Genomic DNA, 17,275 nt, shown 5'->3' with positions numbered 1-17,275 from the left:
AAAATCCAGTCGGCATATTGGCCGAGGGTGGTCCATGTTTTTTGACCGTTGACGATATAATGATCGCCGTCGCGCTCGGCTTTGGTTTTGAGAGAAGCAAGGTCGGACCCAGCACCCGGTTCAGAGTACCCCTGACACCACCAATCTGTGCCGTCTAAAATGCGCGGCAGGTAATGGGATTTTTGCGCGTCGCTGCCAAATTTTAGTAAAACGGGCGCCAGCATATTAACGCCGAATGGCACGGTGCGGGGCGCGCCTGCAAGGGCAAATTCCTCTTCCACAATGTGCTTATCAATCGGGCTCCAACTCGTGCCGCCATATTCCTCAGGCCAACTTGGGGCGAGCCATCCACGCTCATTAAGAACGGCGTGCCATTCTTCATAATCTTCTTTCGTGAGACGCTGCCCCGCTTTGACTTTGTCACTTAACCGCTTGGTGAGTTTCTCTTTTAGAAAACCCTTCACCTCTTCACGGAACGCATCTTCTTTAGCGGAGAATTTTAGATCCATTTTTTATCCTGTGGGTAGTTCGAGCGCAGAGGTTAGAACGGCGGTTATCAAAAGGATGCCTGAAAATAATAAAACTTCAAGTCGAACGGAACGTGTGAAATGATTGAGTGCTTCTGGCTCGTTTTCTTTTAGTGCAGGAATGAACCTGTATTTGTTTAAAGCCGCGAGCCCAAGCAGCAGGATCACAAGCACTACCTTGCCGATTAAGAGCAATCCATATGCTGTGGTGAAAAGGGCGGTAACGCTGCCAACTAAAAATACCGACAAAACCAATCCAGCCACTAAAAGCGCGGGCACGACCAGCATGGCTTGTTTGCCAAAGCTTTCGGCTGTCGCAATTAGTTCATCTACTTTGTTATTTTGGGCTTGCCGATAGAGAGGCCAAAGCGCGCCGAGCCAAAAGCTGACTGCGAAAAGGTGAAGGGCAATCAAGCCTGCTGACACAGGTATATTGCCGTTTGTCGTGTGCCCAATGAGCGTGAATGAGATCACGATGAAAAGAGCGCCGATGCCCGCAACCCACCCGTAGATCACATTTATTGGCATTGGAATGAAAGAGGTGAGTAAAATCGTCAAAAGGCCAAGCAGTAGCACCTTGCTTGAAAGACCTAACGGTCCTTCCAAGATGATATTGATCATGTCTCGATCAACCATGCCTGCAAAGCCTTCATCAGCCAAAAATCCTGCTTGGGCGGCGACATGAAGTGCCAAGAATGAGAGAGCTATGAGCGAGGAAGCGCCAGAAAATAAGCGCGTTGGGCCATGTATGGCTGGGCCGTTGGGTCTGACTGAAATGAGGAATAATACCGTGCCAGCCGCAACAAAGCTGGTGACGTAAAGACCTGCTTTAATGAGTATTATGGCAAGGGTCCAACCGTCTTCCATGCTGTTTAATTTGGTTCAACAATCGAAAATTCGAGGCTGCCTTTTAACGCATGGCCATCTTTGCTGAGCGCACGCCATTCGACAACATAATCACCTGCCGTATTAGGTGCCGGCGAAAAGCGGATCATCTTGGTCGGTTCTTTGGTTGAAAGCGTGAGTTTCACCGGATCGTCTTCGTTGCGGGAGAGGCTTGCTTTAACAACGCGGGTTGGTTTGGAAAATGAGACTTCCAGATGTTTGGGAGCGACACGCAAACGCGCGCCATTTTCAGGGCTGCTGTTCGTCACAACAGAATGACTGAACGACAATGTCGTGGCGGTGAAAAGAAGGCAGATTGAAAGTAAAATAGATTTCATGGTTGGGTTCACTCAGTCATTTCTGGCATATATTGCGGGGCTTCTTCGCGTTCAAACATTCCGTAATCGCGCGATGTGTGGGTGAGGTTGGCATATTGAACGGCATCATTTTCTGTAAGGCTTGCCATCAATGTTTCGCCGTCCTTGAGTGTCGGGCAATCTTGAATATGAAGATAAACGCCTTCATTGTAAACGCTTTTAAAGCTCTCGCCTTCGCCGTCATAGGGCGCATCTTGGCTTATAATAATGGCATGGTAGCGCGGCGGTTTATCACCTTCTTCGCGATAACTGCCGTGGTTCTCAAAGCGTGAGATCGAGCCTTGTTCATCAAGGTTGATGATCGCCGTTCCTATGCGAATGCGGTAGTCAGAAAAATGCTTAGTGCGTCCGGCCATTTGGGTTTGGTGATGCGTGCCATTTGAGCGCCAGCTTGCAATGGCTGCTTCATCGCGCCAACGCGAGTGGGATAGGATAAGACCTTCTCTGCTCAAAGATTGGAACCGATCTAAGAACATTAATCCAGGCTCTGCCAACACCAATGGTTTTAGTTTGGTTGCGTGCGCGAAATAATGATCTTCGTGGCCGGCTCTTGGTTGCATTTCAAAGAGAAGAGTTTGCATGGCTCGCCTTGTAATTTGGGCTCACAGTAGTCGTCAGCCAGACAGGAGTTCTTGTCCTAATAGAATAAGCCCAGAAACGAGCATGAGTGCAATAAGCAGTCGTCTAAATTGATTGTCATTTAACCGTTTAAATACAGCAATACCGATGAGCGAGCCGATTAAAGCGGTCGGAACGACAAACACAAGGTTGGATAAAACGGGCGCTGTGTAAGCGCCTTTGAAGAAGAGCAGAACTGCTGCGACATTTAAAACAACCATGTTGAAAGGTTGGAGTAATGAGCGCTGTTCGGTTTTCGTCCAAGTGCGAAGCGCGCACCACATGGTTGGTATTGCACCAGACAACCCACCAAGCGCCCCCAAAATGCCACCGCTAAATCCGATCAGCGCGTCGAGGATGTAAGTCGGCTTTGAAATGAGAGGGAGATTTTTTCGAAAGGAAAAGAACCCGCCGTATGTAACGAGCAAAACTGCCACGATTAGTTTTAAAGCACGGACATCAATCACATCCAATAAATAGAGCCCGATAGGCATGGCAATGAGTGCTGGCAGCACGAACCGCAGGACGCGACGCCATTCAATGGTTTTCCAAACCAACACCATGCCTTGAATTCCTGAGATGATGGAAATCACCAGCACCATAGCAACGGCCTCCAAGGGAGGAATTGCTTGAAGCCAGAACCCGAGAGTGAGAAGCGCGGTGCCTGTACCTGCAAGACCATTTACAAACCCACCAGCAATTGCACCGGCTAGAAGGAACATCAAAACATCGTTTGTCATTCAGTCATTCCAGCCGTTGGTTGAGGTGAAATAAGGAGTGTTCATCGTGCACGATGTTTAATCTCAATTTGAAGGGGATGCCAAGCAGGAATTGCGGAGGGTCTTCGCAATGTCACCGTGCAAGGTTCTGTGTTAGGGTCGGTTATGCGGTGTTGGTATGTCATAGGTTTGTTTGTCGTTATCTGGTTGAGCGTTTCAACCTTTCAAACAAGCCCGCTTGCGGATGAAACTCTCAAATTGAGTGAATGCTCTTTTGAAAATGCGACACCAGTAACAATCACAAAAATTGATGATCACGGCGTTTTATTCTTGGATGATGCACGTCGCTTAAAACTTGCTGATTTGTTTTTCCCACTTAACAAAGAAACTGGAACACTTTCGTCCCAAACGCTTGCGAAAATGAGACGAATGATTGCGGGACATGAAATCCGCATTTTGGCCAGCGGGCCAGCGGACCGCTATGGCCGAGAGCCGGTGTTTTTATATGCCAAAGATGCGAGCGAGGAGCCTAATCTCGCCCAAGAAGCACTCATCCGTTCACGATCTGCTGCTTATATGCCTAATCCTCAATTGAGAAAAACTTTTGTGTCGAATTGTGAATTTGATCAAATAAAGGTCGATTTGATTGCAATAGCACCAAAAGAACCTACATTCGGGTCAGTAAGACAGGCTGGAATTGTTCCGGTCTTGTCAGCAAATAGTCAGCGATTGTGGGGCTTGGAGGGTGAATTCGTGATTATTCAAGGCACTGTCACTGAAGTCCGTCGCACGAAACGTGGCATTTCAATCAACTTTGGTGATAATTGGAAAAAAGATTTTACTGCCTATCTTTCTCCTTTAGTAAGTAAAACATTCGAGAATAGTGTGAATTTCAATTCCAATTTAGTGGGTCAGCAGGTACAGTTGAGAGGATTTTTAGACTTGTATTATGGCCCGAGTATGCGGATTGACCATCTGACGCAGATGGAGATGCTCAGCGAGTGACGAAGCATTTCTCCCTTGATAGACCACGCGATAAGCGTCGCCGTGGGCTTTTGGCCCGCGGGGTTTTCACGTGCGGGATAGCGCTGTTTCTCGCCTCCTGTTCAGACCTCGGCCTTTTGAGGGGTGGTCCTGATGTAACCAATGGGCCATCATCGACCATTAACGGCACGGCGATTGATACAAGCAAAGCAGCGCCTCCTGTGCCTAAAAGACGCACCAACAGCGCGCTTGTTAAGGCCTCTCAAAAAGAAAATAAACGAATTATCGCAGCCTATGGCGGTGTCTATACGAATCGTCAGGTCGAAAACCAATTGGCGCAGATTGTCTCAAGACTGGTTGCAAAATCAGAGGACCCATCGCAGCGGTTTCAAATTACGATATTGAATTCACCCACAGTCAACGCTTTCGCGCTGCCCGGTGGGTTTTTGTATATCACGCGCGGGCTGATTGCGTTGGCAAATGATGGCTCTGAAGTGGCCGCCGTTTTGGCTCATGAAATGGCGCATGTCACAAGCCAGCACGGACAACAAAGGCTGCAACAAGCGCGTAAAAGCGAAATTGTTGCAAAAGCGGTTCAAGGGGTGATTAGCGATACCTCAACCATTGAATCAATTCGCCAACAGCGACAATTAGCCTTTGCAGCATTTACTCAGCAGCAAGAATTAGATGCCGATCAAGTGGGCGTGAAAAATTCGGCACTTGCAGGATATGATCCCTTTGCGGCTTCCAGATTTTTGGAAACCATGGCGAACTATCAAAGCTACCGGACCACGGCGACGGTTGCGAAATCGAATGATGGTCCGAATTTTCTATCCTCTCACCCATCAACGCCAAGTCGCATTCAAAAGGCGCGGGCTACTGCCAGACAATTTGGTGCGCCTGGATTTGGGTCGAGCGATAAACAAGCCTATCTTCGATCAATTGATAGCATGATTTTTGGCGACGATCCGGCAGAGGGTTTTGTTCGTGACCGGTCATTCTTCCATCCGCAGTTGCTTTTCACCTTCTCTGTCCCAAGTGGCTATGTGATTGAAAATACGAGAGAAGCAGTTCTTGCAACCGCTGGTAACGGCGATGCGGTGCGCTTTGATGGTGTTGACCTTCCGGTAGGGGTGACGCTGCCACAATATTTGACGTCGGGTTGGTTGAACGGTCTTGATCCTAACTCGATCAGGTCGTTCACGGTCAATGGATCAGAGGCTGCCTCTGCAGTAGCTGCGGTCAATAATTGGAGTTTTAAGATCACGGTTATACGGTCGGCCACGTCGACGTATCGGATGATTTTCGCGACGCAATCACCATCGACCTTGTTTGATCGGGCGGTGAGTTCCACGGTTTCGAGTTTTAGAACGTTGTCACGAGGCGAAGCGCGAAGCCTTTCGCCATTACGCATTCGCATTGTGAAAGTAAAAAGTTCAGATAGCGTCAGCAGTCTTGCAGGTTCAATGCGCGGATTGGTGGCAAATCCGCCTGAAGCTTTCATGGTTTTGAACGGCTTGAGGCGTGGACAGAAAGTAGAAGCAGGATCACTGGTGAAAGTGATCTATGATGGAAACTCAGGCTAGGCGTCGTGCTGCGTCCTTACAGATCGCGTTAAACTGACTGTCAAAATGAAAAAACCCAGCTTGGACAACCAAACTGGGTTTTAATGATCTTGTATTCGAAGAGGTATTAAGCAGCAGCTTCTTCTTGCTTGCCGTCTGCATCATTTGCAGTTTCCGCTTCAGCAGCCTTAGCAACGCGGCGTGGGCTTTTTGCAAGGTTCACTTCGATCTTCTGAACGCTTTCGGTCACAGACAGCTTTTCAACGGCTGCGATTTCGCGAGCCATACGATCGAGGGCTTGCTCATAAAGTTGACGCTCTGAATAAGATTGCTCAGGTTGGTCTTCAGCGCGGAAGAGGTCACGAACAACTTCTGAAACAGACACGAGGTCACCAGAGTTAATCTTGGCTTCATATTCCTGCGCACGGCGGCTCCACATCGTGCGTTTAACACGAGCACGGCCTTGAAGTGTTTTAAGAGCCTTCGCAATGATTTCGTCGCTTGAGATTTTACGCATGCCAACTGAATCAGCTTTTGCTGTTGGAACTCGAAGGACCATTTTGTCTTGTTCAAATTCGATGACAAATAGTTCGAGTGTTAGGCCTGCAATTTCTTGTTCTTCGATGCCGACAATTTTACCAACGCCATGTGATGGATAAACAATGAACTCACCTGTTTTGAAACCTTGACGTTGTGTTGTTTTTTTAGTCGTAGCCATTAAAGAATATACTCCTGTTTGCCTAAGGTTTCCCAAGGGCTTCTGCTAATTACGAGCAAAGTGAAAGCTATCCATGCGCCCCATTCATAATTGGGAAGGAGCGTTAAAATTTTAACGAATTGGTGGGATTTATTTCCGCTGTTAAACTTTCAAGACAGGGTGCAACTTTGCTGTTATCCCCGTATGTACCATAAAAATCGTTAAAAATCAAAGATTATGTGCACCGCACACCGGATGTGAGGTGGTATGGTTAAGATTGCTCAAAAATTAACAAGTTATTTACACAAGTTAACCGCGAGAAAAATTACCCATTCAACTTAAGCGCGAATATGAGCTGTATTGTTTACGTTGGAAAGCTAGTTAATCACCAGTTCCAGGCGCTTCTGAAAAGTACTCTTTATACTTCTCTTCTTTGCCATCAAATTCTTCCGCTTCTGGAAGCTGGTCTTTTTTGACCGTAATATTCGGCCATTTCTCGGCGTAATCAGTATTGATTTTCAACCAATCTTCGAGGCCAGGCTCAGTATCCGGTTTAATGGCTTCAGCAGGGCACTCAGGTTCACAAACACCGCAATCAATGCATTCGTCTGGATGGATGACGAGCATATTCTCGCCTTCATAGAAGCAGTCCACAGGGCAAACTTCTACGCAGTCGGTGTATTTGCACTTAATACAATTGTCCGTCACGATGTATGTCACGGTGTTCTCCTGATACCTATTGCTGTTTCAATCATACCCGCCATTTTATGGGGGATTGAAAGCTGTCCCGCCGCGTTTATCGGGTTTTGGTTTGAAACTCAAGGGTGAGATATTCTGCGCATATGAAGAAAAGCAATATATTTTTCTAACATTGTTGCCAACAGGGCAGAACTCTAGCGAAATTCGCCTTTAAAGGCCTCAATTTGGCGTCGTTCCCGCTTATCAGGCCGTCTTTCCGGTGAGGGCGTTTTGTTTGATATTTTAGCTTGCTCAGATTTATCTGGAACGGGCGTTAGGTCTTCATACAGCAAAGCCGCCTCTGGGGCCGGTCCGCGACGAGAACCCAATGCTTCCACTCTCAAAACTTTAATTTGGCTATGCAAAGCGATGGTGAGCACGTCATCTACTTTTAGTCCATGACTTGCAGACGTGACTTTGTTGCGGTTCACGCGGATATGGCCTGCTTGAACGGCTTTTGAAGCTAAAGATCGTGTTTTTAACACCCGCGCATACCATAACCATTTATCAATCCTGATTTTTGGGCTGGCGGGTGTGCTCATAGGCGCTTACTTTTTCAATCCGGCTTTTAAGGCTGCCAATTTTGCAAAAGGAGAATCTGGATCGATCTTCTTTTCTTTTGGCTTGCCCGCATGATCAGGCTTGGATGATTTCGGCGGTCGTTTGCCTTTTCCGCCACCTTTGGCGTCATGTGTACCTTTATTAGAGCGAGGCTTACCCTTGCCGCCTTTATTGGCGTTTTCACGCGGACGGGTGGCATTGCCACGATTAGCTGGTTGTGGCCGCCAAATTTCTAGAATTTTCGGACCCGTTTCTTCCGCATTCTCGCCATCTGCCTCAGCTGCTACTTCGTTACTTGCTTGGGTTGCTTTAATCTCAGGGACTTCTGAAATTTCTGCAGGCAGTTCGCTTGGCGCTTCTTCGCTAACGGCTTCGGTCGCTGGTGCTTCTTCAGCAGGCAATTCGCGACGTTCGACACGGTAGCCGAGTGATTTTAAGACAGTCGCAAAATTATCGCCGGAACAACCAAGCAATGAAGTCATGGCAACCGTGACCGTAAAGCCAAACTCATTAAGAGCACCTTCTGGCGCTGTTGGCTCATTTTCTGTTGGTTTCCAAGAAATAAGCGGACGAATGATATCCGCCAGTCTTTCAAGAATATCAACGCGAACAGCGCGGCCACCCGATACTTTAAAACCTGCAACACGGTAAAGGTCGGCAGGAATTTCTGGATTGCTTTCAAACGATGTGCGACCAGCAGCAGACATAGATGGTACTTCGCTAATGCCGGGATTGTCTGTTTGATCTTCTTTCAAACCCCATAGCATTGCCACCAAGGAGGCGGGCGCTGGTTTCAGCAAAACAGGGATGAAGATGTGATACGCACCGAAGCGAACACCCAATTTTCTTAAAGAACCACGGGCTGTTTGATCGAGGTTTTGAATATCATTAGCAATTTCTCGCCGGTCAATCACACCAAAATTTTCAGCCAATTGAAACGCGATGCCGCGCGCTAGACCTTCTAGGCCCTCAGCTTTTCTAAGATCAGCAAGGGGCTGCAATACGGTCGCGACTTGATTATCAAGCCATAGACGGAGACGGTTCGTAACTTTTTCTTGCGCTGGGCCGGTTAGTTGGTCATCAGCAAGCACAATGAAGTTAGGTGCAAGGAAGTCATCGCTCGCGGTAACACGGGCAATAACGGCGCCAAGCCAGCGAATAGTGAAGTCTGAAGAGAGAACGAAGGCTTCATTGGGCGCTTTTGCAATCCGCTCCGCGCGTTTTTCTATTTCGCCCGCCAATGCTTTTTGAGCGGCAGCACGCACGGTTTTGGCTTCAGAGCCAGAACTGGCAGATGGGTCTGGCGAAAATCTTAGGCCTTCAAGTTTGCCAATGTTTTCCCCTTCAACGATTGCATCACCATCAGGGGTTATTTCAGCTTCGAGCATTGTGCTTTCTCTCAATTTCTTCATCAAAACGCTGGTGCGTCTATCTACAAAACGTTGTGTCAACTTATCATGTAACGCATCAGAAAGGCGATCTTCTACCTGACGTGTTTCATCGCGCCAATGAGTAGAGTTTTGCAGCCAATCATGTCTATTTGCAAGATAAGTCCACGTACGTATATGTGCGATACGGTTAGATAATGTGTCGATGTCCCCGTCAAGTCGATCAGCATGTGCAATTTGACTTGCAAACCAATCTTCTTTGATTGTTCCATGTTTTTGTAACTGTCCAAAGACTGTTAGCACTAAATCGGCGTGTTCGGCAGGGGCAATTTTGCGATAATCTGGCAAACAGCACACATCCCACAATCTCTCCACATCATCAGCGTTGGCTATTAGGTCGCGCGTTTCGTTGTCGCGCATGGCTGCTTCAAGGGTTGTGATGTCATCGCCAACTGGCGCTTTTACAAGGCGCGGGGAGGTGGGGGCGGCATCAAAACTATCGCGTAGAGCGCGCATTGAAGAAAAATCAAGCTTGCTGGTGCGCCATTGAAATACTTTCAACGGTTCAAAGACGTGGCTTTCTAGCTGTTCTGCAAGGGCTTCATCTAAAGGCTCAACGCGTGATGTGACACCAAAGGTGCCGTTTTGCGTGTGTCGTCCGGCACGGCCAACGATTTGGCCAAGTTCTGCAGGAGTAAGATTTCGAAATTGAAAGCCGTCAAACTTTTGCATGGCAGCAAGGGCCACGTGGTTGACGTCAAGGTTTAGGCCCATGCCGATAGCGTCTGTTGCAACCAGATAATCGACGTCGCCATTTTGAAAAAGCTCAACTTGTGCATTGCGGGTGCGCGGGCTGAGACTGCCAAGAACCACCGCAGCACCGCCACTTTGGCGTCTAATAAGCTCGGCGATTGCATAAACATCTTGGCTGGAAAAGGCGACAATGGCTGAGCGTCTGGGCAGACGCGAAATTTTCTTTGCGCCGACATACGAGAGTTCAGACATGCGTGGGCGGGTGATAACATTGAGACCTGGAATGAGTTCTTCAAGCACAGGCCGTGCCGTTGATGCCCCAAGCAGCAGGGTCTCGTTGGATCCGCGCATATTTAAGATGCGGTTGGTGAAGATATGGCCGCGTTCGAGAGTTTGGGCCAATTGCACTTCATCAATCGCCACAAAGTTCACTGTCAAATCAAGCGGCATTGCCTCGACGGTGCAAATCCAAAAGCGAGGCATGTCAGGCACAATTTTCTCTTCGCCCGTGACTAGCGCCACATTGTGCTCGCCAACTTTAGCGACGACCTTGGTATAGACCTCACGCGCAAGCAGACGCAGCGGCAGACCCATAATGCCAGTTTCGTGAGAGACCATGCGCTCGATTGCGTGATGGGTTTTGCCCGTATTGGTCGGTCCAAGCACAGCCGTCACACCGCGCGCAGAAGCAACACGGACAGTTTCGCCGTGTCCAGTGGTGATTGTTAGGCGGGGCTGATTGATATCGTACATAAGTAAAATGACGGAGGAACGCGGGTAGTTTCAAATTGATACATACCGCCTGTTAAGCGCAAGCTAAAACTTTGGGCAGACGTGATTTTATTCGGTTAAAAATGGCCAATTGTTAAGGAACGGAACGAGGCAGGAACAAACCGTGCCCGAATCAGTGATTCAAGGAAGTTCACATCTTGTTCTTCTCAATATGTTGTGAATCATTTCTCCATGTAAGCTATATATTGAATCTAAGTGACTCAAATATATAGGTTTTTTAAAGTGGAGCGTTAACCAATTTATTCAAGGTGTTTCACAGCGAAGCAATTCTCTTTTTAAAGTCTTAATCGACGCTCTTGTGGTCATTGGTTTCTTTTAACGAACAGTCCAACCAGAGAACAAACCCTGTCCGAATCAGGAGATTTCCCGTGTATATGATTTGTTCACCACCAGATGCTGTGGTTTTGCGTCGACTGATTACTAATTTTGAAAATTCGTAAGCTTAAAGGCGTCTTAAACGGTTAATTCAGTGTTCAACTCCGTTACTCAATGATTTCAATGCGCCTTCGGGGACACGCATGAATTTCTTTATGAAACGTTGATGGCGGGTTATGGCTTTCTCGGTGTTTGTTAACACTTCAGGCCAAGCCATGAACAAACCCTGTCCGAATCAGGAGAACCAATAGGTTTCTGTTCTGTTCCTACAAGACCTAGGGGGTAAGAGGGTTTTCATTGTCTATTGAGTTTAAAAATAATCGAGTAAACAGCTGTTTTAATTAACTAATTTTTTGAAAACTGTCTTGGTTTGATACACATGCATCCACGATGCCCAACAATGAACGTGAATTCGTGGAAATTCGCACAGTTGATGGTGAAGATAACTCAATCTCAAGTGCTCATCTGCGGGTGGACACAGTTTAACGCTGAGCAAATCGGATGTTCTGCTGAATGAATGGTTATCTTTTGAGACGGCGAAACGACGGGCAAGGCCTGGCGGCAGCGGTTTGGGCTGGTCGTTGGTCTATTTTATTGTGATGAGGCTGTATCTGTGCCGGCAACTTGGAAAATATTAGCCGACAAAGCGAGGGTGCCGATTTTTGTGCCGATACTCAAATGAACGGGTACCAAAGTTGGTATGCCTTTAATCGGGGCCAGCCATAATTCCATATTTTGGTTGTTTGCTAAATATACGGTGGCTTTTCTTGTCGGACGATGGCCTGCAATTGGCACGTAGCGGGCTTTGCAAACCACAACAGGACCGTTGTAGCCGTCACGCCCTCCCAAATTCGCATTTTTTGTCGTGCTGAAAGACAATCGGATATCGAACCTTTGCCATCCATCAAAAACAGGAATTGTTCTATTGCAGGCTTTGGCAGGCTCAATTTTTCCATCACGGTCTAGCGGTACCATAAAGGCTGAAAGTGGGTCCAAAATACTGCGATGGTGTTTTTTCAAAACGGGGATACGGTCCGCGCGCTTTAAAAGTGGTGGGGCGGCAACTAGACGTTTGATGTTGCCTTTAGACATGGACATGCGCACTTTGGTGATGAGCTTGTCATCGACTGTGTCCATGCTGAAATTGCTTGGGAATGCTCGGTTTTTTCCGACAACGCCTTCTGCACGCAGTGTTCCACGTCCATCAGACACCAAACGGCTGACCCCAGCTGTGCGCCCATTTGCTGAGATTTTGAAGTTCTTACCGTTAAAAACGGTGTTGACGCGCGCATTGCCAATGGGGATGCCTGCAATCGAAATGCCATACTTAGTGAAGACGCGCACTGTGTCTGCTGCAAAACTTTGTCCGACAGACGCGACTAAAAGAGGCGTTACCGCTAAAAGTGGCGCTGATTTTTTTAAGTAGTGCTTGATCGAGACTAACGACAAAGACCCGGGAACCTTCTGTAAAATCATATTAACCTTGTCCCGCACTAATTACGGAATAAGGTTAATATATGACAACCAACAACGCATTTATAGACAAAATTCATGGTATGGGGTGGGTTGGTTGGTGTTGAAAGTGGTAATTGCAGAAAAATCGATCATGATGAGCGATGAATCTGCTGTTCTTGCTTGACGAATTGCCAGCTAGCTCGTATGAACGGCGAAATTTCCGACATTGTCACGCGTCGATGCCGACTTTCAGTAATGATTGCTGCACCGTGCCCTATGTCAAACCAAGAAATCAAGCGAGGCAATTGCCCGCTTATATGAAGTAAAAAAGGATAGAGATATGGCTCGCCGCTGCGAACTTACTGGCAAGGCTGTAATGTCTGGCAACAACGTCAGCCACGCACAAAACAAAACGCGCCGTCGTTTTTTGCCTAACCTTTGTAATGTAACTTTGATGAGCGAAGCGCTTGATCAAAAGTTTTCATTGAAAGTTTCTGCAAGTGCTCTGCGTACGGTTGAACACCGTGGCGGTTTGGACCTCTTCCTTGCGAAAGCAAAAGAAGCTGAGCTTTCTGACCGTGCTAAATTGATCAAGCGTCAACTTGAGCGCAAATTGGCAGAAGCTGCTGCTTAAGCACTGCTTTTAAACCAAAAAGAATTTTGAACCCGGTTGATTTTAATCAGCCGGGTTTTTCACTTTCATACACATGCGCGTGAGGCGGGGCTTGCGGCTCTTAATCTTAGTGTGTGGGTGTTGTATTGCTTTTCAAAAGCATTGAGGCTTTCAGCCCTTTTGGAGAGACGAATGTTCCAACGATTGAAATCTGTTTTGTTCTCACGCGCTGGAGCCTTGGTGACAGCATCGTTGATTGCTGCTTCGGCAACTGCATTCTTGGTTGATCGCACGGCTGCTCAATCAAGCGATGACGCTGCTCCAGCTGAACTGGTTGTTGAAAAATCCATTGAAGACCTCTCCATGCTGGCTTTGATAGGCTCGAGCGACGAACGCCTTGACGCGTTGGATAAATTGGTTGCTCGCGGCAACAAAGATATTGTTCCAACGCTTGTTATGATGCTTCGTATTGGCGGAAACTATAAGCCGATGGCAGCAGCCTTATCTAAATTGATAGGGACAGAGATTGTTACTTGGCGTGATGCGATGTTGTGGCAGGAAACACACCCAGAAATTGTGCCTCATGAAAGCTATCGCACGATAAAGCTGCGGTTCTTTTACAATATCGATCCAAAGTTCGAACAGTTCTTTGACCCTAAATATTCTTCTCGTGAGAAGATGAAAATTCGCCTTGAGGAAATTACGTGGGGCGGCGTGCGGGTTGATGGCATTCCATCGCTCGACAATCCAAAACTCGTGGATGTAAAAGACGCAGGCTATATGCTCAATACCGATCTCGTCTTTGGTGTTGAAATCAACGGCGATGTGCGCGCTTATCCGCTGCGTGTTATGGGTTGGCACGAAATGTTCAACGACGTTATTGGCGGCGTTCCTGTCGCCCTTGCTTACTGCACTTTGTGTGGGGCAGGCATTTTGTTTGAAACCCAATTAGAAGGCCGCGAAAAGCCGTTGGTGTTTGGCTCGTCAGGCTTTCTCTACCGCTCAAACAAACTGATGTTTGATCGCGAAACCAATTCACTTTGGAATCAATTTACGGGTGAGCCTGTTGCAGGTAAATTGGTTGATGAGAATATTAAGTTGAAAATCCGCCCTGTGACCATCACATCGTGGGAAGCATGGCGCAAGCAGCATCCAGATACCAAAGTGTTGTCACTGGATACGGGCCACTTGCGTGATTACGGTTCTGGCGTTGTTTACAACGAATATTTCTCAAGCCCAGATTTGATGTTCCCGACGCGTGTGCGCGATGAGAGCGATGTAAAGCGCAAAGAATTTGTGTTTGGCATTCGCGATTTTGGCGCAGCGAAAGCATGGCCAGTAAAGGCATTCAGCGACAAAAAAATTATCAATGACACAATGGCAGGCAATAATATTGTGCTTATTGGCGACGCTGATACCCGCACGGTTCGGGCCTATCAACGTGGTGATCAAACCTTCAATGCAGGTAGTGTTGACGGTGTTATCAAGTCAGAGGCCGGCGACTGGAAGATCTCGGAAGATTTTCTGATTGGACCAAACGGCGAAGAGCTCGCCCGTGTTGCAGGTCATGTGGCTTATTGGTTCGCGTGGGATGGCTATCTTGGTGTAGAGAGCGAACTCTATAAGGGCTAGAAGCAGCTCTTTCTAACCAGGAAATGACTTTGCGGGCATTTTCTCGTTTAGCTCACCATCTTAACTGGTATTGCTGAGCGCTGTGCCGTTTTGATGAAGCTTACCACCTCTGACATCGGCATTGGTTGTGCAAACAAGAAACCTTGAATAAGTGAAACGCCTAGGTTTTTGGTTGTTTCCAATTGTTCATCGGTCTCAACACCCTCTGCAATGAGTTTGAATTCCATTGACTGGCTCAAGTCCGTCAGTGCTTTAACAATGGCGCGATCTTTCGGGTTGTTCTCAATATCGATAATAAAGGAACGATCGATCTTGACGGTGTCAAAGGGCACATTCTTCAATAGGCTGATAGATGAGTGGCCTGTACCAAAATCATCCAATGCAATCCGGCACCCTGCGTCTTTGAGTAGCGTTAGTTTTTTTAAATAATCATCGCTATTTTTGCCGAAAATACAGTTTTCGCTGACTTCCAAAGATAGATTGGGCCCATAAAGCCCATTGTCTGCAATGGCTTTCGCTGTTTCAAGAACAAAACCTTTGCGCTCGAGGTCACCATCATTGATGTTAACGCCGACATATCCGAAGGGGACTTTCTCGGCTTTCCAAAAGCCCATATGCCCTGTTACAAGCCGGATCATTTCCTTGCCAAGCAATGCGGAGATTTCGGGATCTTCAAGAGCTGTGAAAAAAGCCGCTGGTGATAAAACACCCTTTACTGGATGCATCCAACGCGCCAACGCTTCAAGCCCAACAAGTTGCCCTGTTTCCGCGTTTATAATGGGCTGGTAATACGGCATGATTTGTTGCGACAAAATAGCATTCTTGAAAGACCGCTTTAATGCAGCGCGCGCACGGTGAGCTGATGCAAAATCTGGCGTAAAGGTTTTATGGATGTTGACGCCTATTTCCTGCGTTTGTTTTAAGGTCAAAGAGGCATTGCGCAGCAAATTATCAAACGTGTCTGCATGCTCTGGATATTGAGCTGAACCACTGTTCAAATCGACTAAAACCTTGCGGTTTTCGATGTCCATTTGAAAGCCACGTTTCAATTTTGGTGTTATGAATTCTTGCCTCTTATTAAAAAGATATTGTGGCATTAAGATTGCGAAGGTCGCGCCGCTGATGCGACCAATGATGCTTCTTTTTCCGCATTGGGCTTCAAGAATTGCAGCCATTTCCTGTAAAACAGTATCACCAAAATTATGGCTTGATATGTCATTGATCTCGGCAAGGTTCCTCAATTCAACCAGAGTTAAAACCCAAGGAGAACTATCTTTCCCTGTGATTTTCAGTTGCGCTTCCGCAGCTTCATGCAGCGCGTTGCGATTTAATACCTTCGTCAAGGGATCATAAGTTTCAAAGAACGAAGCTTTCTTTTCCAGTGCAAGGCTTTGTTCTCTTGCTAGCCAATAGTTGCGTGCGGGTACGGCGAAGAAGCCGCCCAACAGCGCCATTATCAATGTAAAGCCGCCATAGTGATAAAGTGTGTAGCTTGCGGCACTCGCCTCAATGTTCACGAGTGTCCGGAGGATATACATGACTTCGCCATTGATTTTGACAGAGTAAAAAACCTCAGCGTAAACAGTTGGCGCTTCGATGCCGTCGCCCGTTTGAACGTATGTTCTTGTTTGGTGATCACTGGCTATTCGTGCGGATTTCATCCAATCGATTGACACCTGTTGCAGTGACTTTCCTTTGGTCTGCCATGCTTTGTGCAACTTTTTCTTGCTGGTCAAAATATGTTTCATAACCGAGTGAGAAAAGTGTGGCGGAAGAGATGATGCTTTTTCCTTGAATGTGTCGGTCTTAAAATTTTTGTCTGGCTTTGCATGGGTCCGACGGACAAGAATTTTCTGTGATTTTTTGTTGTGCTTTGTGAAATAAGAGCCAAGGCTGATGCTGCAATAGCAATCAGAATTGACGACATCTATCTGGAAAACGTCGCTGGTTTTGACGATGTCTGTTGCAAGCCGCGCAAGGTTTTCTGTGCGAAGCGCGCCCTGAAGATTTTTAAAGCTCTCATAATATTGGCGGTCGCCGAGATCAGGAATATGATGGGCTATGTGCTTGGACCAATTAATACCGGTTTTCTCGGCATTATTGGATAAAGCGCGATTGATAGAAAAATTAAGCGCACTGATGCTTGCCGTGAAAAAAATCACAACCGCTAAGCAGATCAGTCCAATAGTGCGTTTATGTTTGTTTTTCATAACCATGACCACCCAAAATGAAGCCTAATTCCACGGTAATGAAGGTCCGTCACAATCGAGTTAATTGGGTTTGGGATTCGAATTACATCGCAAATGAATAGTGAATAAATTTTGCTAGATTTTAGGAGGTAGTTATTAGGAGGGTAGTAAAATTTCGATGATTTTTTTCATAAATAAATTGACAAAAAATATAAAACACCCGTTTGCAAAACGGGAGAAAATAATGATTTCAAGGACGAAATTGAAGCGTCAGATGATAGCTTTATTCCCCCTTAGTATTTGTTTTAATTGATATTTTTATATTTTTTAATGCCAGATAAGGGAAAGCGAATTTACTTAAGCTAATCTTAATCCTCCGCGCCCATTAATCCATCTTGGGAGATATT

At 46.9% G+C, this 17,275-nt stretch carries 15 protein-coding genes; 4 read left to right on the top strand and 11 right to left on the bottom strand.

The features are described 5' to 3' along the window. The 5 genes from ABJO30_03965 to ABJO30_03945 all read right to left on the bottom strand — a co-directional run. On the bottom strand, positions 1 to 509 hold a 509-nt coding region (locus ABJO30_03965), incomplete at its 3' end, for an acyl-CoA dehydrogenase family protein (GenBank protein ID MEP3231962.1). A 3-nt stretch (positions 510 to 512) separates the two neighbouring features. Further along, positions 513 to 1,394 carry a CopD family protein gene (locus tag ABJO30_03960; GenBank protein MEP3231961.1) on the bottom strand — a complete coding sequence of 294 codons (882 nt, stop codon included), beginning with the start codon at positions 1,392 to 1,394 and terminating at the stop codon, positions 513 to 515. 5 nt (positions 1,395 to 1,399) lie between these two features. Next, on the bottom strand, positions 1,400 to 1,750 hold the full coding sequence (locus ABJO30_03955; protein MEP3231960.1) for a copper resistance protein CopC: 351 nt from the start codon (positions 1,748 to 1,750) through the stop codon (positions 1,400 to 1,402). A gap of 8 nt (positions 1,751 to 1,758) precedes the next feature. Continuing rightward, a complete protein-coding gene (locus tag ABJO30_03950) occupies positions 1,759 to 2,370 on the bottom strand; it encodes an antibiotic biosynthesis monooxygenase family protein (protein MEP3231959.1) in 612 nt (203 codons plus the stop codon). Between the two features lie 33 nt (positions 2,371 to 2,403). Next, positions 2,404 to 3,147, bottom strand: a complete 744-nt coding sequence (locus ABJO30_03945) for a sulfite exporter TauE/SafE family protein (GenBank protein ID MEP3231958.1) — start codon at positions 3,145 to 3,147, stop codon at positions 2,404 to 2,406. A 237-nt stretch (positions 3,148 to 3,384) separates the two neighbouring features. Here ABJO30_03945 and ABJO30_03940 point away from each other — a divergent pair, with 237 nt between their 5' ends. Both ABJO30_03940 and ABJO30_03935 read left to right on the top strand, forming a co-directional pair. Beyond that, entirely contained in the window at positions 3,385 to 4,131 is a 747-nt protein-coding gene (locus ABJO30_03940; GenBank protein MEP3231957.1) for a hypothetical protein, read from the top strand. Then, on the top strand, positions 4,128 to 5,696 hold the full coding sequence (locus tag ABJO30_03935; GenBank protein MEP3231956.1) for a M48 family metalloprotease: 1,569 nt from the start codon (positions 4,128 to 4,130) through the stop codon (positions 5,694 to 5,696). Before ABJO30_03940 ends, ABJO30_03935 begins: the two co-directional genes overlap by 4 nt. A 106-nt stretch (positions 5,697 to 5,802) precedes the next feature. On the opposite strand, the gene ABJO30_03930 is transcribed toward ABJO30_03935, so the two are convergent. The 5 genes from ABJO30_03930 to ABJO30_03910 all read right to left on the bottom strand — a co-directional run bounded on the left by ABJO30_03930 (position 5,803) and on the right by ABJO30_03910 (position 12,455). Then, the gene (locus tag ABJO30_03930) at positions 5,803 to 6,393 is read right to left on the bottom strand and encodes a CarD family transcriptional regulator (GenBank protein ID MEP3231955.1); all 591 of its coding nucleotides are present in this window, start codon (positions 6,391 to 6,393) and stop codon (positions 5,803 to 5,805) included. 360 nt (positions 6,394 to 6,753) lie between these two features. Further along, on the bottom strand, positions 6,754 to 7,092 hold the full coding sequence (fdxA, locus tag ABJO30_03925; protein MEP3231954.1) for a ferredoxin FdxA: 339 nt from the start codon (positions 7,090 to 7,092) through the stop codon (positions 6,754 to 6,756). A gap of 173 nt (positions 7,093 to 7,265) precedes the next feature. After that, complete coding sequence (locus tag ABJO30_03920; protein ID MEP3231953.1) at positions 7,266 to 7,652, bottom strand: RNA-binding S4 domain-containing protein; 387 nt, start codon at positions 7,650 to 7,652, stop codon at positions 7,266 to 7,268. 6 nt (positions 7,653 to 7,658) lie between these two features. Continuing rightward, entirely contained in the window at positions 7,659 to 10,565 is a 2,907-nt protein-coding gene (locus tag ABJO30_03915) for a helicase-related protein (protein MEP3231952.1), read from the bottom strand. Positions 10,566 to 11,570: 1,005 nt separating this feature from the next. Beyond that, on the bottom strand, positions 11,571 to 12,455 hold the full coding sequence (locus tag ABJO30_03910) for a DUF3108 domain-containing protein (GenBank protein ID MEP3231951.1): 885 nt from the start codon (positions 12,453 to 12,455) through the stop codon (positions 11,571 to 11,573). Between the two features lie 319 nt (positions 12,456 to 12,774). Here ABJO30_03910 and rpmB point away from each other — a divergent pair, with 319 nt between their 5' ends. Together rpmB and ABJO30_03900 are read left to right on the top strand one after the other, a co-directional pair. Continuing rightward, a complete protein-coding gene (gene rpmB, locus ABJO30_03905; GenBank protein MEP3231950.1) occupies positions 12,775 to 13,068 on the top strand; it encodes a 50S ribosomal protein L28 in 294 nt (97 codons plus the stop codon). Positions 13,069 to 13,239: 171 nt separating this feature from the next. Then, on the top strand, positions 13,240 to 14,679 hold the full coding sequence (locus ABJO30_03900; GenBank protein MEP3231949.1) for a DUF3179 domain-containing protein: 1,440 nt from the start codon (positions 13,240 to 13,242) through the stop codon (positions 14,677 to 14,679). Positions 14,680 to 14,726: 47 nt separating this feature from the next. On the opposite strand, the gene ABJO30_03895 is transcribed toward ABJO30_03900, so the two are convergent. Continuing rightward, positions 14,727 to 16,889: a bifunctional diguanylate cyclase/phosphodiesterase gene (locus tag ABJO30_03895; protein ID MEP3231948.1), complete on the bottom strand. Its 2,163-nt coding sequence runs from the start codon at positions 16,887 to 16,889 to the stop codon at positions 14,727 to 14,729. Between the last annotated feature and the right edge of the window lie 386 nt (positions 16,890 to 17,275).

Source organism: Hyphomicrobiales bacterium (assembly GCA_039973685.1).
Lineage (GTDB): Bacteria > Pseudomonadota > Alphaproteobacteria > Rhizobiales > JACESI01 > JACESI01.
This window is presented reverse-complemented; position numbering and strand designations above follow the sequence as displayed.